The sequence below is a fragment of the Bradyrhizobium sp. LCT2 genome (assembly GCF_009931255.1).
Taxonomy (GTDB): Bacteria; Pseudomonadota; Alphaproteobacteria; order Rhizobiales; family Xanthobacteraceae; genus Bradyrhizobium; species Bradyrhizobium diazoefficiens.
This window is the reverse complement of sequence record NZ_CP034432.1, coordinates 3,055,322-3,081,415: the sequence shown is the minus strand read 5'-3', so window position 1 is coordinate 3,081,415 and position 26,094 is coordinate 3,055,322. Positions and strand designations below refer to the sequence as shown.

At 65.3% G+C, this 26,094-nt stretch carries 20 protein-coding genes; 9 read left to right on the top strand and 11 right to left on the bottom strand.

The window, feature by feature from the left end; translation table 11 throughout:
* Positions 1–204: 204 nt before the first annotated feature.
* Together EI171_RS14990 and EI171_RS14985 are read right to left on the bottom strand one after the other, a co-directional pair.
* Positions 205–3,825: an AsmA-like C-terminal region-containing protein gene (locus EI171_RS14990; RefSeq protein ID WP_161533733.1), complete on the bottom strand. Its 3,621-nt coding sequence runs from the start codon at positions 3,823–3,825 to the stop codon at positions 205–207.
* 145 nt (positions 3,826–3,970) lie between these two features.
* Entirely contained in the window at positions 3,971–5,203 is a 1,233-nt protein-coding gene (locus EI171_RS14985) for a cytochrome P450 (protein ID WP_161533732.1), read from the bottom strand.
* A 132-nt stretch (positions 5,204–5,335) separates the two neighbouring features.
* On the opposite strand from EI171_RS14985, the gene EI171_RS14980 reads away from it, so the two are divergent.
* From EI171_RS14980 to EI171_RS14970, 3 genes are all read left to right on the top strand, one after another.
* Positions 5,336–5,947 carry a TetR/AcrR family transcriptional regulator gene (locus EI171_RS14980; RefSeq protein WP_161533731.1) on the top strand — a complete coding sequence of 204 codons (612 nt, stop codon included), beginning with the start codon at positions 5,336–5,338 and terminating at the stop codon, positions 5,945–5,947.
* Between the two features lie 133 nt (positions 5,948–6,080).
* Positions 6,081–7,601: a tetratricopeptide repeat protein gene (locus EI171_RS14975; RefSeq protein ID WP_161533730.1), complete on the top strand. Its 1,521-nt coding sequence runs from the start codon at positions 6,081–6,083 to the stop codon at positions 7,599–7,601.
* Between the two features lie 255 nt (positions 7,602–7,856).
* The gene (locus EI171_RS14970; RefSeq protein ID WP_129557363.1) at positions 7,857–8,123 is read left to right on the top strand and encodes a hypothetical protein; all 267 of its coding nucleotides are present in this window, start codon (positions 7,857–7,859) and stop codon (positions 8,121–8,123) included.
* 167 nt (positions 8,124–8,290) lie between these two features.
* Here EI171_RS14970 and EI171_RS14965 read toward each other — a convergent pair whose 3' ends face one another.
* Complete coding sequence (locus EI171_RS14965) at positions 8,291–9,334, bottom strand: medium chain dehydrogenase/reductase family protein (protein ID WP_060908570.1); 1,044 nt, start codon at positions 9,332–9,334, stop codon at positions 8,291–8,293.
* A gap of 167 nt (positions 9,335–9,501) precedes the next feature.
* Here EI171_RS14965 and EI171_RS14960 point away from each other — a divergent pair, with 167 nt between their 5' ends.
* Positions 9,502–9,813 carry a hypothetical protein gene (locus EI171_RS14960; protein WP_231166563.1) on the top strand — a complete coding sequence of 104 codons (312 nt, stop codon included), beginning with the start codon at positions 9,502–9,504 and terminating at the stop codon, positions 9,811–9,813.
* 205 nt (positions 9,814–10,018) lie between these two features.
* Positions 10,019–10,477, top strand: coding sequence for an MAPEG family protein (locus EI171_RS14955; RefSeq protein ID WP_244647681.1), 459 nt, complete (start codon positions 10,019–10,021; stop codon positions 10,475–10,477).
* A gap of 3 nt (positions 10,478–10,480) precedes the next feature.
* Here EI171_RS14955 and EI171_RS14950 read toward each other — a convergent pair whose 3' ends face one another.
* Positions 10,481–12,484, bottom strand: a complete 2,004-nt coding sequence (locus tag EI171_RS14950) for a BTAD domain-containing putative transcriptional regulator (RefSeq protein WP_161533729.1) — start codon at positions 12,482–12,484, stop codon at positions 10,481–10,483.
* A gap of 341 nt (positions 12,485–12,825) precedes the next feature.
* On the opposite strand from EI171_RS14950, the gene EI171_RS14945 reads away from it, so the two are divergent.
* The 3 genes from EI171_RS14945 to EI171_RS44745 all read left to right on the top strand — a co-directional run bounded on the left by EI171_RS14945 (position 12,826) and on the right by EI171_RS44745 (position 13,952).
* Positions 12,826–13,269 (top strand): hypothetical protein, encoded by a 444-nt coding sequence (locus EI171_RS14945; RefSeq protein ID WP_161533728.1) that lies wholly within the window; start codon positions 12,826–12,828, stop codon positions 13,267–13,269.
* 117 nt (positions 13,270–13,386) lie between these two features.
* Positions 13,387–13,746, top strand: a complete 360-nt coding sequence (locus EI171_RS14940) for a hypothetical protein (RefSeq protein ID WP_161533727.1) — start codon at positions 13,387–13,389, stop codon at positions 13,744–13,746.
* A gap of 53 nt (positions 13,747–13,799) precedes the next feature.
* Positions 13,800–13,952, top strand: a complete 153-nt coding sequence (locus EI171_RS44745) for a hypothetical protein (protein ID WP_202633148.1) — start codon at positions 13,800–13,802, stop codon at positions 13,950–13,952.
* A 155-nt stretch (positions 13,953–14,107) separates the two neighbouring features.
* Here the strand turns inward: EI171_RS44745 and EI171_RS14935 are convergent, their stop codons facing one another.
* The 3 genes from EI171_RS14935 to EI171_RS14925 all read right to left on the bottom strand — a co-directional run bounded on the left by EI171_RS14935 (position 14,108) and on the right by EI171_RS14925 (position 20,662).
* Positions 14,108–16,693, bottom strand: a complete 2,586-nt coding sequence (locus EI171_RS14935; protein WP_161533726.1) for an EAL domain-containing protein — start codon at positions 16,691–16,693, stop codon at positions 14,108–14,110.
* A 140-nt stretch (positions 16,694–16,833) separates the two neighbouring features.
* On the bottom strand, positions 16,834–18,132 hold the full coding sequence (locus EI171_RS14930; protein WP_161533725.1) for an MFS transporter: 1,299 nt from the start codon (positions 18,130–18,132) through the stop codon (positions 16,834–16,836).
* A 139-nt stretch (positions 18,133–18,271) separates the two neighbouring features.
* Positions 18,272–20,662: an EAL domain-containing protein gene (locus tag EI171_RS14925; protein WP_063921643.1), complete on the bottom strand. Its 2,391-nt coding sequence runs from the start codon at positions 20,660–20,662 to the stop codon at positions 18,272–18,274.
* 326 nt (positions 20,663–20,988) lie between these two features.
* On the opposite strand from EI171_RS14925, the gene EI171_RS14920 reads away from it, so the two are divergent.
* Complete coding sequence (locus EI171_RS14920; protein ID WP_011089288.1) at positions 20,989–22,155, top strand: ABC transporter substrate-binding protein; 1,167 nt, start codon at positions 20,989–20,991, stop codon at positions 22,153–22,155.
* 99 nt (positions 22,156–22,254) lie between these two features.
* Here the strand turns inward: EI171_RS14920 and EI171_RS14915 are convergent, their stop codons facing one another.
* From EI171_RS14915 to EI171_RS14905, 4 genes are all read right to left on the bottom strand, one after another.
* Positions 22,255–22,923 (bottom strand): HAD family hydrolase, encoded by a 669-nt coding sequence (locus tag EI171_RS14915; RefSeq protein ID WP_161533724.1) that lies wholly within the window; start codon positions 22,921–22,923, stop codon positions 22,255–22,257.
* A gap of 97 nt (positions 22,924–23,020) precedes the next feature.
* Entirely contained in the window at positions 23,021–23,152 is a 132-nt protein-coding gene (locus tag EI171_RS46430; RefSeq protein WP_256380423.1) for a hypothetical protein, read from the bottom strand.
* Positions 23,153–23,244: 92 nt separating this feature from the next.
* Positions 23,245–24,222 (bottom strand): hydroxyacid dehydrogenase, encoded by a 978-nt coding sequence (locus EI171_RS14910; RefSeq protein ID WP_161533723.1) that lies wholly within the window; start codon positions 24,220–24,222, stop codon positions 23,245–23,247.
* A gap of 12 nt (positions 24,223–24,234) precedes the next feature.
* Positions 24,235–26,088, bottom strand: coding sequence for a TRAP transporter large permease subunit (locus EI171_RS14905; RefSeq protein WP_161537004.1), 1,854 nt, complete (start codon positions 26,086–26,088; stop codon positions 24,235–24,237).
* Between the last annotated feature and the right edge of the window lie 6 nt (positions 26,089–26,094).

The window sequence follows — 26,094 nt, the reverse complement described above, 5'->3', positions numbered from 1 at the left end:
AATGCGATGGAATGGGTTTACCGGCGGGCAAGGGAGAAGGTGCGCTCCCTCTCCCGCTTGCGGGAGAGGGCTGGGGAGAGGGTGTCTCCGCAGAGCGACTCCCTTAATGGAAAGAACCCTCACCCGGCGCTTCGCGCCGACCTATCCCGCAAGCGGGAGAGGTTAAGAGGGCCCGCGGCCCGATCTCTCCAAACAAACTCGCGCTTACGGGTTCGACGGCGTCAGCACCAGCGGCGGCTTCGGCTTGGGCTTTGCGGGCGCGGGGCCCGGCGCCGGTCTCACCTCGATCGGCGGCGGCAATGGCGCGACCTGCTGACTTGCGAGCGGCGGGCTTGGAGCTGCGGGCGCGGCCAGCGGCGCTTTCGGCGTCGGCGCGGCTTTCGGCCTTGGCGGCGCGCGGCGTGGATCCTGGCCCGGCAGCGGCACGTTGGCCGGCACCTGCTCGGGCGCCGCATCCGGAGACACCAACGTCGGTAGCGCCGCGGTCGCCGGCGGCGGCTCGCCGCGCTCGATGGCATCGAGCCGGCGCGTCTCGCGATCGATCGTGCGCACCGCGAGCCACGAAGACAGCGGCGCAAGATCGACGGTGCGGTTGAGCTTGTCGGGGGGGCCCGCCGCGAACAACTGGATCTCCGGCGGGGCGCCGGAGAGCCCGGTCATGATCGGCGTCAGGCTGGCGCGGATGTCGGCCTGGTCGGCGGGAATGTCGTAACCGCCGGAGACAATGGCGCGGGCGTTCTTCGCTTCCAGCGGCGTGGCACCAACGCGCAGCCGTCCGTCGCGGATCGTGAACGGGATCTGCGCCGAGGCGACCGCAATGGGACCCGCCGCCAGCGCGGGTTCGACCAGCTGCCGCAGCCTGTTGTCGTCGGCGACCTGACCGCCGTCGCTGGCGCGGATGGCGATCTCGAACGCACGCGGGTTGAGGCCGCTGATTTCCGCAGAGTCCAGCGTCACCGTGCCGTTGCCGGCGAGCGCGCCGGTCAACGCCGCGACGCTGCGGCCCTGGCTGGTCAGTGCCATCTGCACCGAGGCGCGTCCCTTGGGCAAAGCAAGATCACGGTAGCGCAGCGTGGTCGCATCGACATTGCTGAGCTCGATACGTGCGTTCAGCGCAACGCCACTCGCGCCGTTGCGCGCGTCAAAGCTCGCCGACAGCTCGCCGCCGCCGACGCCGCCCTTGAGCGCATCGAGCGCGAGCGACTGGCCGTCGCTCCGGATCGTCCCGCCGATGGGACGCAGCTCGACGCCGCCTGGCAACGTGCCGCGCAACGCCTGGAAGGCGATGCGGCCGCGCCAGCCACCGAGGAGCCCCGCGCTCAGCGGCTCGCCGGCATCGCGTCCGGCCGCGCCGACGGCAAGCGCGAGCGCCGGCGCAAGATCGAGCGTGTCGAGGCCTACCTCGCCGTCGATGCTCGTCTCCTGGTCGAGCGTGACCGCCAGACGACCGCGCAGATGCGAGCCGGCCGCGCTGCCGTCGAGATCGTCGAAGGTCAGGCGATTGCCGGACAGAGAGAGCCGGGAGGACAGGCTGACGGTCTGCGCCGATTTGCCGGCCGGGCCGGTTCCGAACAGCGGCGCGAGGTTGACGTTGCGCACGCGCAGATTCACGGACGCCTTCGGCTCCGGCGCGGACAGTTCGACGCTGCCTTGCGCGTCTGCGTCCAGCCCGCCGCCGCTCAGTTTTGCGTTCAATTGCAGCGGACGGCGCCAGGCACCGCTTAACCGGCCTTCGAACTGCGAAGCGCCCTCGCCCGCGGCCACCACGCGATCGAGGCCGAGCAAGGCCAGCAATGCGCCGGCCTGCGGGGTCGAGACTTTCGAGTCCAGCGTGAAGTCGCTGTTGCGCAGGCGGTCGATGTCGATGCCGTTGACGGCCGCTACCGGCGTCTGTGCGGCCAGCGTCGCGGTGGCCTTGAGCTGCGGCGCGTCGAGATCGAACACGGCGCGGGCGTCGCTGCGATCGGCATGCTCGGCGTTCCTGTCGAGGCTGAGGTCGAGCTTCAGGCGGGTCGCACCGGGCAGCGGCGCGATCGCATCGAAGCGCGTACGCACCGAAGGCGCAAACGGCTCGATCAGCGCGGTAAGCTCGCGCAGCGAATTGGCTGAGGATTTCAGCGCGAGCTTGCCGGTGGCTTTGGTACGGTCGAAGCTGCCGCTCGCCTCGGTGGTCACCCCGCTGGTCTGGCCGAACCGCAACTGCTCCAGCGACAGCGACGCCGGTCCATAGCCGAGCTTCGCCGCGAACGGCCGCAGCTCCTGGCCGGCGGAGATCGCACGGCCGACATCGAGCGAGAGCCTTGCCTCCTCCGGCCATTCGCCTTGCGGCCCGCCGAGCGCGCGCACAAAGCTCGCAGCGGCGTCGAGATCGAGACGGTCGGCCTTGAGCTCGGCATCGATCCGCGAGCCCTTGCTCGCGCCGGTCTGGACGAAAGCAATTCGTCCCTCGATGGCGCCGCCTTCGATGTCGGCCTTCAGCTTGTCGATGGCGAGATGGTTGGCGGCGATCGTCACGTCGCCGGCAAGCCGCAGCGGCCGGGTGCTGCGGCGGTTGACCTCGCTGCGGCCCTGGAGCCAGGCCACCAGCGTATCGGGATCGGAGGATTCGACGCTGAGCCGGCCGCTGAAGCTGTCGGCGCCGGGCGCCGCGCCGTTGAGCGAGAGCTGCGTCATGCCGGGCGCGCGCAGCTCGAGCCGCTGGAAGGTCCAGGACCGGCCGTCGGTCTTGAGCTCGGCGGCGATGTTCTGGAGCGGCCGGCCGCCGAGCATGATCTGGTCGGAGTTGAACTCGATCTGCGCCGGGATCGGCGCCTGCGGGATCGCGGCAAGGCCGGCGCGCAGTGCCGGCAGGATGCGCAGCGGCTCGGCCTCGTCCTTGCCGGCCAGCTTGTCGGCATCGATCTGGCGCGCCGACAGCACCGCGCGCAGCAGCGGCGAGGCGCCGAACCTGAGATCGCCGACGCCGCCGACTTTCAACGCATTGTCCTCGGCGCCAAAGCTTGCGTCGATCTGGTCGAACTTGGCGCCGGCGGGATCGGCCTTGAGTTTTGCGGTGAGCTTCCAGGGCGTCGGCCCGGCCTCGCCGGCCTTCTTCGCCGCCGGCACGGCCAGCGTCAGCGCGCCGTCGAATTTCGGCAGGCGGTTGTCGAAGGCGAGCACGCCTTCGAGATCGGCGAGGATGGCGCGCTCGCCGGGGTCGATGTTGAGGTGGAGACGCGTGGCGCTGCCGTCGGCGCTCGGGCCGGAGGAGATGCGGAACGGGTAGCGCGTGCCGCTCGCGGTGAAGCGGCCGTCGCCCCGCACCGAACCGGCCAGCGAGCGGACGTCGCCGGAGAAGGCGATGTCGCTCAGCTCCAGCGTCGAGCGGCTGGCGGCATCGTGCAGGGCGATGCGGCCGGTGAGATTGAGGCGCTCGATCGCCAGCGAAGCCAGATTGAAGGTGCCGCTCGCGGTGGACGGCAGATCGACCCGCCCGCGCGCGTCGAGGCCGAGATCGACCGCCATGCCATTGACCGTCAGCTCGGTGGCGCGCCATTCACCGCGCATCAGCGCGCTCAGGCTGAACTCGACGTCGAGCTTGTCGGCGCGCAGGCGGCCGAGATCGTTGTTGCCGCCGAACGTGACCGAGCGCAGCCGCAACGTCGGCGCCGGCAGCAGCCGCGCGTCGAGCTCGCCCGCCACCCGCACCGGCACGCCGATGATCCGGCCCGCCTCCGCCTCGAACTGGGGCCTGAACTGGTTCCAGTCGATGAAGTAGGGCCCGATCAGCGCGGCCAGAAGCGCAATGATGAAGGCAATCGCCAATCCGAGCAGCGTCGTCTGCACGGGTCTCCCCTCGGCCAAACCGGCACCCGGGCCAAACCTTGCCCCATGGAAGGCTTCAGGCGCGCCGGAACAGCCCCTTATATAGGGGGAAGTGTGGCGAAGTCACAGCGACTGTTGCGCGCGGAGGTTAACGCGTGCCGCCGCCTCACCAGCTCGCCGGCAAGCTCTTCAGGCCGCGCAGCACGAAGGTCGACCGCCATTCCGGGTTCTCGACGTCGTCGATGCGCAGATCCGGCAGCCGGCGCAACAGCGTGGCGATGGCGATCTCGGCCTCGATCCGCGCCAATTGGGCCCCCAGGCAGAAATGGATGCCGCCGCCGAACGACAGCGGCTTGACGTTGGGACGGGTGACGTCGAGCCGGTCGGGGCGATCGGGATAGACCGCCGGATCGCGGTTGGCCGAGCCGAGCAGGCACAGCACGGTCTCGCCCTTGGGGATTTTCCTGCCGCCGAGATCGTCGATATCCTCGAGCGTGACGCGCCCGGTCATCTGCACCGAGGAATCGTAGCGCAGGAATTCCTCGATCGCATTGACCATCAGCTCCGGCCGGGCCTTGAGCAGCGCGAGCTGGTCCGGGTTGCGATGCAGCGCGAGCAGGCCGTTGCCGATCAGATTGACGGTGGTCTCGTGGCCGGCGCCGAACAACAGGATGATGTTGGCGGTCAGCTCCTCGTTGGTGAGCTTGTTGCCGTCTTCCTCGGCCTGCACCAGCTGGGTGGTGAGGTCGTCGGCGGGATTGCGGCGGCGCAGCTCGAACAGCTGCTGGAAATACATCTGCGCCATCATGTTGCCGGCGTTGCCCTTCGCGATCTCCTCCGGCGTGAGCGGCACGGGGTCGAGCAGTCGCCCGCCGTCGCGCGAGCTCTTGTAGAAGACCTCGCGATGGTCCTCGGGGATTCCCAGCATGTCGCAGATGATGGTGACGGGCAGGCGGAAGGCGAAATCCTCGATCAGGTCCATGTGGCCGCGGTCGATCACGGCGTCGATGGCCTGGTCGACGATCTCCTGTATCCGCGGCCGCATGTCCTCGACGCGCCGCGCGGTGAAGGCCTTCACCACGAGGCCGCGCAGGCGGGTGTGGTCGGGCGGATCGGCCTGCAGCATCCAGTGGCTCATGCTGCGGAACACCGGCTCGTCCATGATCTTTTCGCTGTAGCGGCGCTTGGACCGCTCGACGAAATCCTTGCCGAAGCGCTTGTCGCGCATCACGAGGCTGACATCGGCGTGGCGACTGGCGACGAACTGGCCGAACGGCGTCACATGGATCGGATCGATCGCGCGCAGCCGGTCGTAATGCGGATAGGGGTTGCGGATGAAGTCCGGCGACAGCGGATTGAACAGCGGATCGCCGCCGGCAGGTTGCGCTTGCTCGTTCATGGTGACCTCAAATCGGTTGCCGCATGACACGAATACGCCGATCGCAGCCCCACTGCCCGGCGTAACCATCCCCTGAAATTATCAACTCGATACATTGTTGTATCGAGTTGCATTCTGCCCTAACCTGGTCCGATGTCAAGGGTGAGAACCAGGCCGACCAGGGACGACACGCGCGACAGACTGTTCGAGGCGGCCGCGCGGGTGTTCGAGGAAGACGGCATCGGCGGCGCCAGCATCGAGGCGATCGCGGCCGCGGCCGGCTTCACCCGCGGCGCGTTCTATTCCAACTTCAACAGCAAGGACGAATTGATCATCGCCATGCTCGAGGACCATGTCGAGCAGTCGATCCGGCGCAATATGGACATCCTCGCGCAGCACGACAATCTCGACGATTTCATCGCGGCGCTGCGAACGATGGACCGCAGCCGGCAGGATCCGCTCGGCCGCTCGCCGCTCTTGCACATGGAGATGATCCTCTACGTCGCGCGCGCCGAGAAGCGCCGGCCGGAGCTTGCCAAACGCCTGCGCGCGCGGCGCAAGCTGATCGCCGACATCGTCGAGGCGACGTTGAAGAGCAACGGCAAGAACAACACGCTCAACCCGCCCTGGATGGCCTCCGTCGTGCTGGCGCTGGAAGACGGCTTTCGCCTGCACCGGCTGATCGATCCGGAGACGACGCCGGCCGACAGTTTTCTGCGCGCGATTACGGATTTGCGGCGGAGGACGGGGTTGGCGGCGGAGTGACAGCGGCTGGGGCGATTGTCCAAGCGACAACTTGAGAGAGGCTTGAACTTGTCAGCAACCTTGACCAACCCAAAGCCGCGAAAATCTGCTAGTTTTTGGAATCCGGACGTTTGGCTCCTGCGCGGAGGCAACGATGACGAACTCGGAAGTCTCCACCGATCTACCGGACAAACCGACATCCGATAACGAGCAACCGGACAAAGCGACATCCGATAAGGAGCAATTGGGGAAACCACCATCCGATCGCGATCTTCGCAATCTAAAGAGTCGCCTCCGGGCGCGATTGCAGTTGATCGGCGGAGCGCTCGCCTCGATCGCCGCTATCGGCGCGATCGCGGGTGGTCTCGTCGGCTACTGGACTGTGTGGAAGACGCTCCGCACCGATGTGTTTCCGGACAAGCAACAGACGCAAAGAGAGGCTACGGCCAGGCCTGACGTTGCTCCCCGATTGTCTCTCGTCGTCCTGCCATTTGCAAACCTCAACAACGATCCGGAGCAGGACTACTTCGCCGATAGTATTACGACCGATCTGACAACCGATCTCGCGCAAATGCCCGGCGCTTTCGTCATCGGACGGGGAACGGCCTTTACATTCAAGAACAAGCAGATCGACTTTAAGACGCTCGGCAAGGAGCTCGGCATCCGATGGGCGGTACAGGGCGCCGTGCGGCGCAACGGAGATCAGATCCGGGTCAACGTGTCGCTTACGGATGCCGCAAGCGGTCGCGACATCTGGTCCGATCGCTTCGACGGCGATCGCACGAACCTCGCCGCCTTGCAGGACCAGATCACGGGACGGCTCGCACGCTCGCTAAACATTGAACTCATGCAAGCCGAAAGCCGCCGCAGCGAAAAGGACCAATCCAGAAATCCAGACGCCATGGACTTCACGATGCGCGGCTGGGCAAAGTTCTATGAGCCCCGGTCGAAGACGGAAATCGCGCAGGCAAAGGACCTGTTCGACAGTGCGTTGCGTCTCGATCCGGATAACGTCGATGCAATGATCGCGAAAGCATGGTGCTTAGCCATTGCTGCGGGCTTCAGGTGGTCGACGTCCATGGCCGAAGATAAAGAAATAGCGACTGATCTCATCGACAGGGCTCTTGCGAAAAGCCCGTCAAACGCGTTGGCTTACGTGGTAAAGGGAGACACTCTTCGAGTATTTGGGCGCCCTGAGGAGGCGTTGCCTGAATACGACGCTGCGCTTGAAATCAATCCAAATTTCCCGATCGCCTACGCTCAGAAAGGACTTGCACTCATCCTCTCCGGGCGGGCCCGCGAAGCGTTCTCGCCGCTTCAGCTGGCACTCCGCCTTAGCCCGAAAGATCCGATTGCCGTCTCTTGGTATTACAACCTTTGCCATGCACACCTGCACCTTCAGGAATATGAAGAAGCCACCAAGGACTGCAGGCGAGTGATCAACATAAACAACGCATTCTGGTACGCCTATGTAGATCTGGTCTCGGCTTACGGAGCCAGCGGGCAGTTGGAGCCGGCGCGGCAGAGCTTGACTGAATTGAACAAGATCCGACCAGATTTCACGATCCAGTGGTTCCGTGAGTTTGGCTACGGATACTCAAGCAACCCGCAGTTTCGTCGGGAATTTGATGAAATTCTCGATGGGCTAAGGAAGGGAGGCGTGCGGGAGCAATAACGTGAAGGCTATTCGCTTGCCGACATTGGCGACCTTCCTACTCGAATGTCACCTATTGGCCCGTTTGAGACAAGCTGACCAGCGCTGATCATGTCAGTTCACCAGGCTTGACCGGAAGTCCTCGGTGTCCTCTCGAACCGACGCGACTGGACCCGAAGCGGACATTCTTTTTCGATCGGTCGTTCGCTCGCATTGCAATACGGAACTGAAGGGTGGTCCAGCCTGTTTGTTACATTCAGCCAAGCGGAGGTCGCCGTGAGGATTATTCTGATAACGACGATTTGCTGGGCCGTGTCGTGCGGATTTGCGACAGCGCAAGCCGATCCGAAGAAAGACTTGAACACGCCGACCGGGCGCTCGGCGCCGGAAGAAAAAGGTCAATTGCAGCCGCAAGGTTGGACCGGACCGATTGAAACAAAGTCGGGTGGTGCGCAGCCGGAAAGTCCGCAAGGTCAAAGCCCACCGGGGATGCAGGCAGCGCCGGACGGATCAACAAAGACAGTCGTTGAGCCCCGGAAGTGAGCCACTCCCTGGTCGGCGAGCGATCCGACTTCGCTCAGGGCGAGCCGGACCGTAAGGGCTGCTTTTGGCCCGTTCCTGCCGATCGTCATGCTCACAGCCGGCTCGGCGTCTTGGGCCGAGCGGCGATCCTGACCGTAGCGGAAACGCCCGGGCAGCGTCGCACCGCGTCAGGCGGAGCGCTGGCTGCGTCGCGAGGAGAGATCCGGGCACAGCACGAGCTTGCCCTCGAGACCGCCAGCCTCGAGGCGACGGTGAGCTTCGGCGACCTCGTCGAAGGAGATCCGCTCGGCGATGCGCGGCCGGATGGCACCTTCTGCCAGAAGCTCGAACAATTCCTCCAGGTCCTCCTTGAACCAGGTGGGATGTCGCGCCCGCATGGCATTTACCGAGTAAAAGCGGGCTCGCTTGCCGCCGGGCAATAATCTCCACAGATAGAGGCGCGCGATCTCCATCACGATGGGGAGCATCCGACGCCGTGCCTGCACGCTCGCCGAGAAGCCGATGGCGCAGAGCAGGCCGCCTGGCTTGAGCGCGGCGTATGAGCGGCGATAGCCGTCTTCGCCGACGCCGTCGACGATGACGTCGAACCCGCCCGGCAGAACCCGCGTGAAGTCCTCATGCTGGTAGTCGATCGGCGTTGCCCCGAGCTCCCGGACGAGCGCCATGTGCTCGCCGCGCACCGTGCCCCACAGCTCGACGCCCGCCAGTCTCCCGAGCACGAGCAGCGCCTGGCCGACCGCGCCGGCGGCGCCGTGCACGAGCACACGTTGGCCTCGCTGAACCTTGGCCGCGCGGTGCAGAAGCTGGTACGCGGTCGTCCAGCTCAAGATCAGCGCGGCCGCTTCAGCGGCGTCCACGCCAACCGGCACGCGGGCCAGGTCGTCCGCCCGAAGCGTGCGATACTCGGCGTTTGACCCGACCACCGTCATGTCGGCCACACGGTCGCCAATCTGAAAGTCGTGCACGCCTTCGCCGAGCTGATCGATTGCCCCCACCACGTCGTATCCCATGACGAATGGCGGCCGGAGGCGCATCGTTTGCGGGTACAGATGCCGCCTGATCAATACCTCGGTGTAGCTGAGGCTCGACGCGAGTACGCGAACGCGCACCTCGCCCCGGCCGGCGGTCGGCAGGCGGGTATCGACAACTTCCAGTGTCTCGGGATCACCGAAGCGGCTGACCTGAACAACTCGATTGCGCTGCTCGATCATGGGCGATCTCCATGCAATGCCGCGGCGCAAGAGCGGGCAGCCTGCCGTCAGGCTGGAGAAATTGAGTTGATCCAGATCAAGCGCGAGAGCCGCGCTGTTTGGAATTCTCCTCGGACCAAATGACCAGCCGGGTCGTTTGGCGCCATCATTTTTCATTGGAGGGGAAAATGCCTGCAGTTGTCATGCAGTTCGTTTCGCATCCAAGGCCCGGTAGCGATCTCGCGACTATCTTACAGCTTGCAAAGGACGGCGCGACACTTTGGAAAAAACACGGGGCCGATGTCAGCTATTGGTCGGTGATCGGTGGCGAGGTCGGGAACTACGCCTTCGTCGCTCGCTTCGATAGCGTAGAAGCTTATGGGCGCACCTTGGCGGCACTAGGTGCCGATCCAGCTTTCGCAGAATTCCAGGCTAAGCGGCTAAAGGCTGGGCAATCCGATTGGGTACGCTCCAACATGGCCATCCAGGTTGATATCTGACGGAACGCCTTCTCTCCCGAGTGCGAGACCGCCTTCGGGCGGTCTCTTGCTGCCCGGCCGATGTCGCCCTGCCCCGCGCACGCCACGGCGGTGGCGTTCGCGAGCGCGCCGGGCTATACGCGGACGGGTGACGTCCTTTGCCTAGTGGCGCGGCGCGGTCGCGCATCTCACGTGGAAACGTCACAAGGGGGCCAAATTGGACCGAATGAGTCTTCACGATCCCCTTTTCGCCACGTATGTCGTTGCCGCCACCCTGATGATCTTGAAGGCCGTGGCGATGTCATGGCTGACCGTGATCCGTATGGTGCAAGCCAAGGGGGGCTACCGTTCGCCGGAGGATATCAAGAAGACCCCGATGAATCCTGCGCCAGATCCAGCGCAGCTTCTTCCCAACGAACGTGTCGAGCGGATCCGCCGGATCCAGATGAACGATCTCGAGAGCTTGCCGTATTTCCTGGTCGCGGGTCTGCTCTATATCCTCACGCAGCCGTCGCTGCGGCTCGCGCAGTGGCTGCTCTACGGCTACGTTGCCTCACGCCTGCTGCATTTTCTGGCCTATCTCACGGGACAAATCCACGAAGTTCGCGCGACACTGTGGACGGTCGGTTCGCTCATCCTCGTCTTCATGACCGGTCGCACGCTTCTCGTTGCACTCGGCGCTTGACGCTCAATCGGCCACACCGGCAACCTGCTGGGCCGAAAGGTAGCGTTCGAGAGCATCGTTTTGCTTGAAAAAGCGCATGGCGCGCAGATCGCGGATCGTTGTTTTTTGTGTTGCATCGCGACGCCGCGTGATCTCGCGGGCTTCTTCCAGGCGGCCGGCGGCGACCAGATTGGCCGCCAGCATACGATGGCCGGTGCCATTGCCCGGATTGTGCTGAACCGACTTGCGTGCCCAGGCGATGCCATCCTCGTGGCGCCCGAGCGCAAAGCAAGACGCCGTCAATCCTGTCATCCACAAATGCAGCATGCTGTCGTAGGGACTGAGGACGAGAGAACGATGAAGGCATGTGACTGCGTTCTCGTAATCGCCTGCCATGCTATCGATCATTCCGAGCGTACCCCACGCGAAAGCCGAACTGGGATTGAGCCTCACGGCCTCGACGGCATGAATACGCCCCTGATCGTTGTCGCCGGCCGGCCCAAACAGTGTGAAGCCATACACCGCATGGGCAAAGGCGTCCGTACCGTCCTGCTCGACCGCGCGACGCGCGAGACTGAGCGCCTCGGTCGTGGCGTCCGGCGACGTGTGTGCGCCAAGCGGCGAAGCCATGACGAGTCCCCAGGCGAGCGCCGCGAGCGTCGGCGAGCGCGCCTCATCAAGGCTGAGAGACTGTCGAAGCAGGTCGATCGCCTTGGTGATATCCTCACGGGTGCCGCCCCAGAGGTGGTGAAGGGCACGCAAGTAGAGATCGTAAGCAGAAAGATTGGTTGGCGGCTTGCGACGTGCGCGTTCGATTTCGGCGCTGCGAACGGCGGGATCGACGACCGCAGCGACGCTGCTGCTGACGTCATCCTGCAGATCGAAGATGTCGGTCAGCGGGCGGTCATAGCGATCGGACCAGACCTGAGCCTCGCTGCCGCTATGGGTCAGCTCGGCCGACACGCGAATGCGGTTGCCGGCCTTGCGAATTTGGCCGCTCAAGACGTATTGGACACCGAGTTGTTGCGCAATCTGCTGGCTGGTCATTCCCTTGTCCCGGAGGGCAAAGCTCGTCCCGCGTGCAATCACCACAAGGGCGCGAAAGCGCGACAAGGCCGTGATGATGTCCGCAGTGACGCCGTCGGCGAAATAGTCCTGCTCGGGGTCACCGCTCATGTTGCTGAACGGCAGAACCACCAAGGACGGCCTCTCGCCGTGCATGACGAGCGCCGGCGGGGGTGAGGCCTCCGGCGCGACCTCACCGGCAGCCGGCGCGGCGTTCTGCGGGTGATTGCTGCGCAGTTCCGCGGCCAGCGACCTGGTTGCCAGATCGGGCTCGGTGCTCAGCTCGCGCTTCAGCAAGGCAACGACGTCCCGATAGTATTTGAGCGCCTCGGCGTTACGTCCCGTTGCGGACAAAGCGCGCATGATCAAGCGATGCGAATCTTCGCGCAGGTTATTGAGTGCATTGGCGCGCTGGCCGGTTCGCAGGGCTTGCTCCGCACGCCCCTCGGACAGCTCATGCCCGCCGAGCGTCACCATAGCGCCCAGAGCCAGCTCCGATAACCGCTCGCGTTCGCCGGCTACCCATTCGCTCCAGCTTTCTTCGCCGACGCTGATGTCGTCAGCCAGGCGACCGCGATAGAGGTCCGCCGCCGCACTCAATGCATCACGGCTGCCGTCCTGGACAAGCTCCTCAAACTGGCGCACATCGCATGCGATCACCATGGCATTCAGCGACACGAGTTCGCCATCGCTCCTCAGCGCATCCTGACCCAGGATTTGACGCAGCTTGAAGAGCGCTTGTCGCAGATTTTGCTTCGCTTGCGCATCGAGGTGAGATCCCCACAGCAAGGTCGACAGTTTTTCGCGTGACTGCGGGTCAGGAGCCATGCAGGCCAGAAAGGCCAGCAACCCCGCGAGCTTCTTGTTCGGCAGGCTGACGGCGCCATCCGGCCCTGTCAGTACGAAACGTCCCAGAAGCGAGAGACTAAAGATTGGGCACGCCGCAGATGCAGTTATGGCCACTCCGCCTCCGATTCAATCAGACGCACCCATTTGGTATACACTCTACAGCAATTGCCACCCTTGCGAACATTATTAACGCGCCGATGACGATTGAATAACGCCGGCGAAGACCCCTGCAGGTTTTGATCGCATTGCGACGGGATGCCGAATGGTGAACCGACGCTCGGCAATTTCATCCGGAAAGCGGTCATGCGCGCGCGTCACCTCCTAGCGGCGGTCGCAGTTCTTTTCGTGGTCCTTGCGGGGATCGACGTCGCGCTGACGGCCCTTGCCGCTCCGAGTGCCGGGGCGGCTTCGGACTCGGCACCTCCGGTCGCACCGCTCCTTTTCGGAGACGACTGATGGACTCCGGCTTCACAACGGCCATCAAACAGGAGATCGCATTGACCCATCTGAACGATCAAGTTCACGACTGCGGTGAAGCCGCAAAGCCCAGAGGTCGTCGCGCGTCATTTCCTGAGGCCGCGAATGCGCCCCGGGCAAAGTCCCAAGTGCAAATGTCCGACACCATTCCCCCCGCAAAGGATTTTGATCTGCGCGGTTTGGCGCCCCTCACGCTGTTCGCCACCTGGTACCAGCGCGCCCGCTTCAGGGCGGAGCTGCTTGCCGACCTCAGGCACAAGCCCGAATACCTCAGAGACATCGGGATTTGCCCGCACGAGGCGACGTCCGAAACCACCCGATTCTTCTGGGAACCGGTCCTGCTCAGGCGCAGCCCAGCCGGATGCGACCAGCAATCGGCGTCATTCTCTTTGTTGCCCTCGCCGGGATCGGCGTCGCGCTGACGGCCTTTGCCGCTGCGAGAGCCAGAGCCGCCTCGGCGGCGGATTTCGATGCAGGTTTCAATCGTTTCAGGCGGGCCCGGCGCACGCGCCCACCCGCGCAGCATCAGGAGACTAGCCATGAAGACCGACGTACCCGCGCTACCGCGGAGCTCCCTGGCATCAACGATCATTGCTGCACTTCACGAATCTCGCCGCCGAGAGGCAATCAATGTCATTCATCGCTACCGGCATCTCGGTTTCGATCGGGTCGAAATCAACCTTTGTGACCCGACGCCGTCGCCGGATACGAAAACGCTCGTTCGCCACATGCTGAGCAAGCGAAGGGGCAAGAACGCGGGACGATTGAGCGAAACACAGCTGATGGTCCTCGTTCTTCTAGGATTCGGCGTCGTTCACGTGATTGGCGGCGTGCTCATTGCGCGCGCGGCACCCGCGCAAGGTGATCCTCCCTTGGTCGTCGCAGCCTGGGCCGACTGACGGTGCCGGCGGCGGAAGCTGCTTCATTGGATGTGAAAGATCGAGAGGCCGACGTGACAGCAATCATCAACGCGATTTCCCGGACGGTCGTCTCGGTCACCCGCGCCGACGTGGCGAAACACGCCCTGCTGCTGGCCGGAGCGTGCGCTTTCGTGTTCGTGCTCTCGCTCACCGATGGCCTGGATTTGAGCCCCGGATTGTTTTGATCACCGCGGTGGCGTAAACCACGATCGCCGCCCGGCGCTGTGCGCCGACGCCGGCGGCCCGTCTCCGGCGGATGTCGATTGGTGCCACGCGAACGATGCACCGCACATTTGGACATGGCACGCCTTCGCGGGCCGATTAGTGAGGAGTCCACGCTCTACGCCGAGCGCTTCACCACCTCGCGATCTGCCGGCGCAACATCGAGCCGCCCCAGCATCGCCCTCGCCTGCTCGGCGCAGTGCTCGATCAGCCAGCGCTCGAACGCGACCGGGGGAAGCGCGGGCGCGTAGAGGAAGCCTTGCACGACGTCGCAACCGAGATCGGCCAGCAATTTGCGCTGCGCCTCGGTCTCGACGCCTTCGGCGACGACGGTCATGCCGAGGCCCTGCCCCACGCGCACCACGGCGGTGGCGATCGCGAGCGCGCCGGCGTCCGTCTCGATGTCGCGCATGAAACTGCGGTCGATCTTGAGCTCGCGGATCGGCAGGTGCGCGAGACGGCTGAGACTCGAATAGCCGGTGCCGAAATCGTCCACCGAGAGCCCGACGCCGAGCTCGCGGATCGCGTTCATCGTCTCGAGCGCGGCGACGCTGTCCTGCATGAACGCGCCCTCGGTGATCTCCAGCATCAGCGCGTCCGGCGGCAGCCCATATTCGGCGAGAATGTCGGCCAGCCGCGCCGCCAGCGTGACGTTGCGGAAATTGATCGGCGACAGGTTCACCGACACGCAGGGAATGCTGAGCCCGGCGCGGCGCCAGCTCGCCATCTGCCGGCATGCCTCGCGCACCGACCACAGGCCGATCTGCTCGATCAGGCCGCATTCCTCGGCGAGCGGGATGAACTTTGCCGGCGAGACGTCGCCGAGTTCGGCATCGTGCCAGCGCGCCAGCGCCTCGAGGCCGTGGATCGCGCCGTCGCAGCTGCGGATCTGCGGCTGGTAGCTGAGCGTGAGCTCGCCCTCCGCAATGGCGCGGCGCAGCGCCGCGATCAGCGCCAGCCGCTGCTCGGTCAACCCGTTCATCTCGGCACTGAACAGCCGATGGGTCGAACGTCCCGCCTGCTTGGCCATGTACATGGCGGCGTCGGCCTGCTGCATCAAGGTGTCGATGTCGGTCGCATGATCGGGATAGAGGCTGATGCCGATGCTGGCCGACATCTGCATCTGCCGGGAGCCGAGCCGCAACGGCGCAGCCAGCGCCTCGGTGATCCCGGTCGCGACACGCTCCGCACCCTCGGCGTCGCGATGGGGCAGCAGCACGACGAATTCATCGCCGCCGAGCCGGCCCAGGATGTCTTCCGGCCCGATCTGCTCGCGCAGGCGCTGCGCGAGCTGGATCAGGAGCTCGTCGCCGGCGGCGTGGCCGAGCGTATCGTTGACGTCCTTGAAATGGTCGACGTCGAGGAAGGCCAGCGCGACGTGGCTGCCGGTCGGACAGGCGTCGATCGCGGCCGAGATCAGGTGCCGCAGCTGCGCGCGGTTGGGCAGGCCGGTGAGGATGTCGTGATAGGCGAGCCGCGCGATCTCCGCGCGTGCCTCCTTGCGCTCGATCGCAAACGCACCGAGGTTGACGCAGGCATCGACGATGCGCCGGTGCCAGTTGCTCGGCGCGCGCGGCTCCCGATAGTAGAAGGCGAAGGTGGCGATGACCCGGCCGTCCTTGGCCTTGACCGGGGTCGACCAGCAGGCGCGCAGGCCAATCCCGAGCGGCATCGCCTTGTAGGGCTGCCAGCGCGGATCGGTGTCGAGATCTTCAGCCAGAACCGGCTCGCCATAGTAGGCAGCCGTTCCGCAGGAGCCGACATCGGGACCGATCGCAACGCCGTCCAATGCGCGACAATAGTCCTCGGGCAAGCTGGGACCGCCGAGCGGGTGGATCAGGCCCGCGGCATCGACGTGAAGCAGCGAGCAGACGACGTCAGGCGCAATCTCCTCGACGCGGCGACACAGCCGGTCGGCGATCTCGGCGATCGGGACCTCGTCGGCCAGCGCACTCATGATGAGCTGCTGGAGCGAGCGCAGCTGCTTGGTCTCGGTGATGTCCTCGAGCAGCGCGAAGATGTGCTTGACCCGGCCCTTCTTGTCGCGGAAGGCATCGATCCGGGCGCAGACCCAGATCTCCTCACCGTCCTTGTCGTAGGCGAGCACCTCGGCCTCGCCGCGGCGGTCGCCATGCATCAGACGCTTGACGAGTTTGGCGACGGCCTTGCGATCGGTGTGGCGACCGGCGATGAGCTCGCCCGCGCGGCGACCTTCGGCCTCCTCGCTGGTATAGCCGAACAGCGAAGTGAACGCCGAATTGACGTAGACAATGTTCTGCTCGGTGTCGGTGATGATCACCACGCGGTTGGTCTGGTCGGAGACGGCGTGGAGAAGCGCGATCCGCGCACGGCGCTCGGCCTCCGCGGTGACGTCGCGTGCGAACACGATGCGATGGACCGCGCTATCGATGGTCGCGGAGGACAGCGTGATGGCTACCTTGATGCGGCTGCCGTCGCGCCGCATGAGGCTGATCTCGTCGCGGAAATCCGTGACCGCGTCGGCCTGGAGGCATTTGAGGGTGAGAACGGTGGCATCGCGACCGAGCACCTCGGTGCGCGAAAGCTTCCAGATCCGCTCCGCGGCGGTGTTGAAGTGGATGATGCGCTGCGCGTCATCGACAATGACGACGCCATCGTCGGCACGTTCGAGCGCAGCCAGCAGCAGTTGCGGAGTTTCTGTCACGAGACAATCGGAGGCAGACATCGTTGGACCCGGCGGAAATCGGTCGAGGCTAGCGCTTCGATGGTGTCCAAGACGTTTTTGCGGTCCCGCCGCGCCCCGCCAAGGCGCGACATGCTTAACGGTCCGCCAAGGAGACGAAGGCAATCCGATGTGTGCGGAACCTACTCTGCGCGTCCGCCCTGGAGCTTATGCAGCCGTCCGGCCACGGCCCGCACCTTGCCCGGCAATGCCCGCCATACCGACAGCGCCGACAAGCCGCTCACGACCATGGCGATCGCGAAGGCGAGCGTGTAATCGCCCGTGCGATCATGGAGAAAACCCGTGAGCCAGGGACCGGCCGCGCCGCCGGCCAGGGCCGCCAGCATGATCGTACCGAAGATGCTGCCCTGGTGCTTGCCCTGGAAGATCTCGAACACCACCGCGCCCATGATCGAGGTGAGGCCGTAGCCGAGCGCGCCTTGCGCGAACACCATGAGATAGACGAGCCAGAGCGAAGGCTGGAACTTCAGCGCCATCAGTGCCGCGAAACAGATCGCAAAGCCTGCGCAGCTGATGGCCCAGACCCATTCCCGTCCAATGCGATCGGAAACATGGCCCAGCACGATCTGGCCGGGAATGCCGAGCAGGCTGACGATGCCGAGCGCCCACACCGCGACACCGGGGCTGAAGCCGATATCGAGCAGGAACTTGGTCTGGTGCACCTGCACCGCGTACCAGATGTACAGGCCGGAGAAATAGCCGACCGCGATCCACCAGAACCGCGCCGTCCCGACCGCGCGTTTGAGCGTCCACTCGGTGCCGACCCAGACGGGATCGACGATGTTGGAGACCGGCTTTGCAGCGCCTGCGACCGGCGCGGCATCGCCATCCGGCCGAAGGCCGATATCCTCGGGGCGTTTGCGCAGGAACAGATTGATCGGCGCCAGCACGATCAGGATGAGCAGGCCCATCGCGGTGCAGGCCGTGCGCCAGCCGGTCTCCTCGATCATGTGCTGCACCCATGGCAGCAGCGTCACCGAGCCGATGCCGACGCCGGCAAAGGCGATGCCGATGGCGAAACCACGCGTGCGGATGAACCAGTTCGGCAGGAACAGCGACTGGCCGGAATAGCCGAGACAGACGCTGCCGGCGCCGACCATGACGCCGATGGTCACGTAGAGATGCCAGGGCTCGCTGGTGAGCGGAGCGAGCAGCAGCCCGCCGCCCATCAGCGCGACGCCGAGCTCCATCACCGCGCGGGGACCGGCGCGGTCCATCAGGCGACCGATCAGCGGGCTGACCACGCCCGACGCCACGAAGCCGAACGAGAAGGCGCCGGCGGTGACGCCGCGCTCCCAGCCGAATTCGGAGATGATCGGCGGAAAGAACAGCGAGAACGCGGTGCGCGCGTTGACGCCGATGGCCATGGTGACAAACGTCACCGCGACCACGACCCAGCCGTAGAAGAACGGAAGCCGCATGCTGTGTTTATTTCATCCCTAGACGATCCTACCGATCATCCGGCGATGCCTGGGTCAAGCGCTTTTCGCGGATACCCGTCCGGCGCAATCGCATTCGAGAGAACGCGGCTGCTTGCGGCACATCCTTCGAGGCGAACGCTCAGGCGGCGTCGCGCTGCGAAGGCCGGACGGACTCGTCGAATGCGATCTGGCCGACCGGCTGCGGACGCCCGAACAGATAGCCTTGCGCGAAATTGACGCCGAGCGCCTTCAGCCGCTCGAACTCTTCACATGTCTCGACGCCCTCGGCGGTGACCGACATGTCCAGCCCGCGCGCCAGCGTCACGATCGAGGCGATGATGGCGGAGCTGCGCGGCTGATGTGTGAGGTTGCGGATGAACGACTTGTCGATCTTGATCTTGTCAAACGGGAACGTGGTCAGATAGCTGAGCGACGAATAGCCGGTGCCGAAATCGTCGAGCGCGAGCTCGATGCCGAGCTGCTTCAGCCGCTCCATGAAAGCGAGGTTCTCGACGCCGCGTTCCAGCAGCACGGATTCCGTGATCTCGATCTCCAGCCGCTCGGGCGGCAGGCCGGAATCGGCGAGCGCCGCGCAGATCATCTCGAACAGCTCGGCCTCCTTGAACTGGATCGGCGACAGGTTCACCGCGACCGCAAGCCCGGAGGGCCAGCCGGCCGCATCCTCGCAGGCGCGCCGCAGCACGAATTCGCCGAGCGGCACGATCAGCCCGGTCTCCTCGGCCAGCGGAATGAACTGGTCCGGCGGGATCAGGCCGCGACTCGGATGCCGCCAGCGCACCAGCGCCTCGAAGCCGCGCCGCTCACTGCTGTGGGCATCGACGAACGGTTGGTAGTGCACCTCGAGCTGGCAGAGCGCGATGGCGTCGCGCAAGTCACCTTCCAGCGTGTTGCGCGCCTCGAGCTCGGCCGACATCGCCTCGTCGTAGATGGTGAAGCAGTTGCGGCCCGCCGATTTCGAGCGATAGAGCGCAAGGTCGGCTTTCTTGAGCAGCTGTTCCTGGTCGCTGCCGTGATCCGGTGCGATCGCGATGCCGATGCTGGTGCCGATCTCCACGCGATGTCCGGGCAGGAGGAACGGTTCGGCAACGAGTTTCGCGATCCGCGCCGCCAGCTCGGTGGAGCAGGTGCGCTGATCCTCGGCCCCCTCCTGGATGATGGCGAATTCGTCGCCGCCGAGCCGCGCCAGCACGTCGGTGGCGCGCAGCGCCGATTTCAGCCGCTGCGCCACCTGGCGCAGCAGCGCATCGCCGGCGCCGTGACCGAGGGAGTCGTTGACGTTCTTGAAGCGGTCGAGATCGAGCATCAGGATCGAGAAGGTCGAACCGCCGTCGTTGAGCTGGCCGTTGAGATCGTCGAGCCGGGCGAGGAAGAAGGCGCGGTTCGGCAGGCCGGTCAGGATGTCGGTCTGGGCGAGCTCGAGCACCCGACGGTTCGCCAGCGACAGCCGCCGCGAATTGCGGCTTGCCAGCATCAGATAGGCCGACAGCGACAGCGTGAGCAGCATGCCGACGACGAGGACCGCGGCCGCGCGGTCGTAGGACGTCTCCAGCGCGCCGCCGGCCGTCGGCATGGCGCGCACCTGCCAGTCGGTGTCGCCGATCTTGAGACTGCCCGACCAGTGCAGGGCCCGTGCCACGTCCCGCATCGACTGCGGCGCCGTGGCGGCCGACGCATAGTCCGGCAACATTTCTTCCAGGCTGACGATCTGCCCCGTGAAGGGCGGATAGACGTTCACGCTGACCGCGGGGCTTGCGCCGGTGGTCACGCGAATGGACTGGATCAGCATCGGCAGGTCGAAGATGCCGACGACGAAGCCGGCCAGATTGCGGCGCCGGTCCGCGACCGTCTCGCGCGACGTCCCTTTGGCGTAGACGGGAATGGCCACGAGGACGTCGGGCAGCCGGCCGCCCTCCTTGGGTTCGAACAGGTGGGTGCGGATGGCCGCGATCCGATCGTTGTCGCGCGCCCGCTCCAGGGCCGCACGACGTTCCGGGACGGTCGCGTAATCCATGCCGTAGACCTGTGACGTCTTCGGCTGGGTCGAGTAGAACACCGGGAAATATTCGTCGCTCTGCGGCGCCGTCGCAAAGCCGTCGCCCTGAAGCGACTTGATGCGATAGCCGGACACGCCGTCCGTGATCGCGGCGGCCTCGTATTCGGCGCGCTCCTTGCGGTTGACGCGCGGCAGCCAGGCGATGCGCAGCATGCCGGGATGGCGCTCGAACAGGCGGGTGCTGAAGGTCTCGAATTCGCTGCGGGTGATTTCCTCGTTGGTCGATTCGAACAGCGTGCGCAGCGCGACGAGCCTGCTGATATACTCGCTCATGCCGTTCTGCATGACGATCGCTTCGGTTTCGGCCGCGTTCTCGAACTCGATCCTGGTGACGCGGTTTTCCCACCGCGCGACGGCGGCCGCGCCCACGATCGAGAACAGCAGGCCGACGGCAACCGCGACCAGCGCAGGGCGATACAGTCCGAGCAGCGGCGCGGCCCGCCACCATCCGGTCATCCGTTTCCGATCCTGATCGTTCTGATCGCGACCGCCCATCTTGATCCGCAAGTCCCCATCGGCGCGGCGCGCTCGAACCTCTGGTTGAGCCGCCGGAACCACTGTCGGACAGGGATCGGGGTTAAGAACTGCGAAATTTCGGAACTTGGTCGTCCGGCATTGCGCGGCTTAGTTAACGATTGCCCCAGCGAGTTGCGGCAGAGTGGTAGTAAGTTGCCGGTTTTACCCGGAGTCTTACGGATCGTCGTCGCGGCGCGGGTTAGCGACCTGTTCAGCCCGCAGAACTATCGTTTCCCCAACGCGTCCAGCATCCGACAAGCATCCACATGACACGATCGCGCTCCGCGACATACCTCGCCTTGACCGTCGCATTGCTGACCGCGGCCATGCTGCCTGCGAAAGGCGATGAGGTCGGCGTCAGCGACGATGCGATCCTGTTCGGCCAGGTGGCCGCACTCGAAGGCCCCTCCTCGGCGCTCGGGCAGCGCATGCGGCAAGGCATCGTCGCGGCGTTCACCGAGATCAACGGCAAGGGCGGCGTCCATGGCCGCAAGCTCCAGCTCATCAGCCGCGACGACGGCTATGACCCCGATCGTTCCGTGGCGCAGACGCTGCAGCTGCTCGAGGACGACAAGGTGTTCGCGCTGATCGGCGCGGTCGGCACGCCGACCGCGATGGCGACGATACCGATCACCAGCGCCAGGAAAGTCCCTTTCATCGGTCCGTTCACCGGCGCCGAGTTCCTGCGCGACCTCGAGCTTCCAAACGTCGTCAACATCCGCGCGAGCTACGGCGCGGAGGCCGAGGCATGGATCAAGCACCTCACCGAGGACCGCCGGTTCACCCGCATCGGCATCTTCTATCAGGATGATTCCTTCGGCCGCGATGGACTTGTCGGCGTGAAGCGCGCGCTTGCCAGGCGCGGCCTCGAGCTCGCCGCCGAAGGCACCTTCGAGCGCAACACCCGCGCCGTCGCCGCAGCCTGGCGGATGATCAAGCGCGCCGAACCCGAGGCCATCGTCATGGTCGGGACCTACGGTCCCTGCGCCGAGTTCATCAAGCTCGCACACCGCAGCGGCTCGTATCCGACCTTCGTCAACATCTCCTTCGTCGGCGCCAATGCACTCGCCAGGGAGCTCGGCCCCGAGGGCGAAGGCGTCATCGTCTCGCAGGTCGTGCCGTTTCCCTGGGATCGCTCGCTCAAGCTCGTCGCCGACTACCAGGCGGCGCAGACGGCGTTCGACCCGACGCTGACGCCGGACTTCGTGTCGCTCGAAGGCTATCTCTCCGGCCGCCTCGCAGCCGCGGCGCTGGAAAAGGCCGGACCGCAACCGACGCGCGCGAGCCTGCTGCGCGCCATCAACGACGTCGGCCGCTTCGACATCAGCGGCAGCATCGTCACCGTCGGCATGCGCATGATCGATGCCCCGCCGAAGGTGTTCCTGACGGTGATCCAGAAGGACGGGACGTTCAGGGCAGTGGACCGGTTTTAGACAGGTGCTTCGCAAATATCCCGACCGTCCGCGCTTGAGGGCCAAGGCGATCGCCTCGGTGCGACCGGCGAATTTTCTGACATCGCCCCAACCCGGACATCAAACCGGAAGTAGTCTCTCGGTCAGCTCGGCGAAGCCGGTAACCCGCGATGTCCGAGGTGGCACATCACTTTCCGCAACGGCGGCCGCATCAAACCAGTAGACATGCTTGAAGCCGGCGGACAAGGCCCCCTCTACATCTGATCGAAGATCATCTCCGACAAATACAGACGATTGCGCCTCGACGCCGATCTGCGTCAGCGCATTGTAGAAAATCCTCGGATCCGGTTTGCGCAGACCGATGCTTTCCGAAATGACGACTGTGTCCACCAGATCCCCAAGCCCCAAGGCGCTGACAACGGCAAGCTGCATGTCCGAGCGGCCATTGGTGACGATCCCGAGCTTGACGGCCCTGTCCCGAAGCTGGCGCAACAATTCCGCAGCGCCCTGTCGCAAGCGGCAGACCTTTGGAAACGAGCGCATGTAGTCATCCAGGAGGCGCTCGTCGGCATGCCGTGCTTGCGGAAATTCACGGCCCAACTCTTTGTAAACCCGATCCTTCCAAACCCGCCCGCGCTCCTCGAGTTCGACGAAGCGCTCTGCGAACCGTACAGCGTCAGGCACTTGCATCTCCAGAAGCCGACAGGCTTGGGAGACTACGAACATTGGAATGGCAGCAGCACGATCGTGAAGGGTGTCGTCAAGGTCGAACAAAACGGCTCGCTGCATTGCCTCTCCCACGCCGCACCCCATGATGCCGTGGCATAGATATGGATCAGCGTCGCCATCTCGGCAACAACAGCATCTGCCGCGACTGCCTTGATCCCTAGCGATCCGACTTCTTGCCGTTTGCCTGGCCGTAGGGAGGCTTGTTGTCGGGATCAAAGGTGATGCTGCCGCAGGCGCTCAGCAGCTCGCCGATCAGGACCGCGCACACCGCCGTGATCAGAAACTTCATCTGCTCGACCTCAGGGGATCAATGAACCGTGTCCCGGCAGGCACGGAACTTTGACGTCGCGGGCCGGGACGAGGTTCAAGGCAGAGCGTGCGTTAAGGCCGCCGCGTCCATCGGTCGGTGTTGACGGCGCCTGGCGGCACCTCACCCCTGACGATCGCCTCCACCTGCCGCACGGTTTCCAGCGACTGGTATTCGATCGCCTGCGGCGTCAGCCCGCCGACATGCGGCGTGGCGATGACGTTGGGCAGCCTGGCCAGCTCCGGCGTCGGCATCTGGTCGGGCGCGCGGCCGACGTCCATTGCCGCACCGGCGATGCGCCTCTCGCGCAACGCGCGTGCCAGCGCCGCCTCGTCGACGAGATTGCCGCGCGAGAGATTGATGAAGACCGCGTGCTTCTGCATGCGCGCCAGCGCCGCCTCGCCGATCAAGTTCTCGGTCTCTGCATTGGCGATCGCAAGGCAGACGACATAGTCGGATGCGGCGAGGAGCTCGTCGAGGCCGACCTGCCTGATGGCGCTGTCGCTGACCTCAGCGAAGGGATCGGCGACCAGCACCTCCATGCGCAGCACCTTGGCGATCTCGGCGAGATAGCGCCCGATGCTGCCATAGCCGATGATACCGATCCTGCTGCCGGCGAGCTGACGGCCCATCCGCGCCTCGGGTTTACGTCCGGCCTGGTAGTCCGCCGTCGTCCGCGACACGCCGCGGGAGAGATCGACCATGAAGCCGAGCGCGAGCTCGGCCACCGCCTGAACGAAGCCGGGGCCGGCGCGGGTCACCAGCACGCCCGCCTTCGAGGCCGCATCGACGTCGACGTTGCGGATGTCGACGGCGCAGCGGACGAAGGCGCGCAAATGCGGCAGTTGCGGAAATATCTCGCCGCGTCCCTCCGTCATGCGATCGGCGACGACGATGTCAACGTCCCTGGCCGCGCGGACGAGGCCGGCCGCATCGAGCGGCTGATCGCCCTCGTGCAGGATCACCTCGGCGGCCGCGCGCAGGCCGTTCAGGCTGCGATCGCCGTAGTAATTCCGCCGCATCTCCGGCGTGTGGGCGAGCAGGACTTTCACGGCAGGACTCCTTCAGTAGCCGAATGCCCGCGGCAGCGCGGTCGAGAGCCATGGCACGAAGGCAATGACGAGCAGGCAGAGGAACAAGAGGCCAAGATAACCCATGATCGGCTTCACCGTCTGCTCGATCGGCACGTTGCCGATCAGGCAGGCGCCATAGAGTCCGAGTCCGAGCGGCGGTGCGAACAGGCCGATGCCCATCGCGATGACCAGCACCACGCCGAAATGCAGGGGATCGATGCCGAGCTGCACGGCTACCGGCAAAAGCAGCGGCCCAAAGATGATCAGCGCGGCCGCGCCTTCCAGCACCGAGCCCATCACGATCAGCACGGCGATCGCGAGCAGGATGAATAGCCAGACGCCGCTGGTCTTCGATAATCCGAGCATGAAGTCGCCCACCGCGTGCGGCACCTGCTGCAAGGTCAGCGTGAAGGCCAGCGACTGCGCGGCGGCGACGATGAACAGCACGAGCCCTGCGCGCGTCGCGGCCTGCACGAAACTGTGCGCGGCCGATTTGAAGCTGAGCTCGCGGAACACCAGGCTGCCGACGACCAGCGCATAGGCCACGGCGAACGCGGAGATTTCGGTGGCCGTGGCAAAGCCGCTCTTGAAGCCGAAGAAGATCATGAAGATCAGGCCGAACGAGGCGATCGCGCCGCTCCACAGGCCCGACACCGGCATCTGCGGCGCAACGTCCTCGGCCTCCGCCGGCCGCTTGCCGAAGATGATGGACACCGCGATCAGGACCAGCGCCATCAGCGCCGCCGGCAGGAGCCCTGCGACGAACAGGCCGCCGATCGACAGGTTCGCCACAAAGCCGAGGATGATCAGGTTGATGCAAGGCGGAATGGTTTCCGCCATCACCGCGGACGCCGCCAGCAGCGCCACCGCGCCGCCCGGATTCTGCTTCGAGCGGCGCGCCGCCGGAATCAGCACCGAGCCGACCGCGGCGACGTCGGCCATCTTAGAGCCTGAGATGCCGGAGAACAGCACCATCGAGGCCACCATCACGACGTTCAGCCCACCGCGCATGCGGCCGACCCCGCGCTGCAACAGCTCGATCAGGCGCACCGACATGCCGTTGGCTTCCATGAGGTAGCCGACGAGGATGAAGAAGGGGATCGCGAGCAGCACGAAATTGTCGATGCCGCGCGCCATCTGCTGGGCGAAGATCACACCCGGCAGCGCGCCCTCGACCCAGATGAAGATCAGCGCGGCCAGCGCCAGCGCAAAGCCGATCGGCAGGCCGCCGAACAGCGTTGCGAAGAAGCCGATCAGCATCAAGGTGCCCGCCGACGGCACCGAGGACGGCGACAGATAATCCCAGGCGAGATAGAGGCCGGCGACGACGGCGACGGCAACGAGACCCCTGACGATATCAGGCAGCGGCCTTGCGCAGAGCTTATCGATCGCGAACACCGTCATGAACAGCGCGCCGATGCCCATCGGATAGAAGGTAAGCTCCAGCGGCAGGCCGGAGCCGGTGGTCTGGCCTGCCGTCAGCGAGCCCAGCTTGATGGCGTTGTAGGCGACATAGAAGGAGATCAGCACGACGAGCACGGCGCTCGCGGCGTCGACCAGCGTACGCAGGCGCAGGGGCAGCAGATCGCGGAAGAAGGACACGCCGACGTTCTCGCCGCGCGCAAGCGCGCTCGCCGCGCCGAAGAAGGCCGAGCCGACCATCAATCCGCGCGCGACATCGTCGGACCATTCGACCGGCGCATTGAAGCAGAAGCGCAGCAGCACGGACGCGCAGACGACCACGAGATCGGCGGCCAGGAGGATGGCCGCGATCGCGTCGCTGAGGCGCAGCAGCTGGGTGATGCTCCCGTGGCGGCCGCCCGAGACGGGCACGGCGGCTGTCATCGTCAT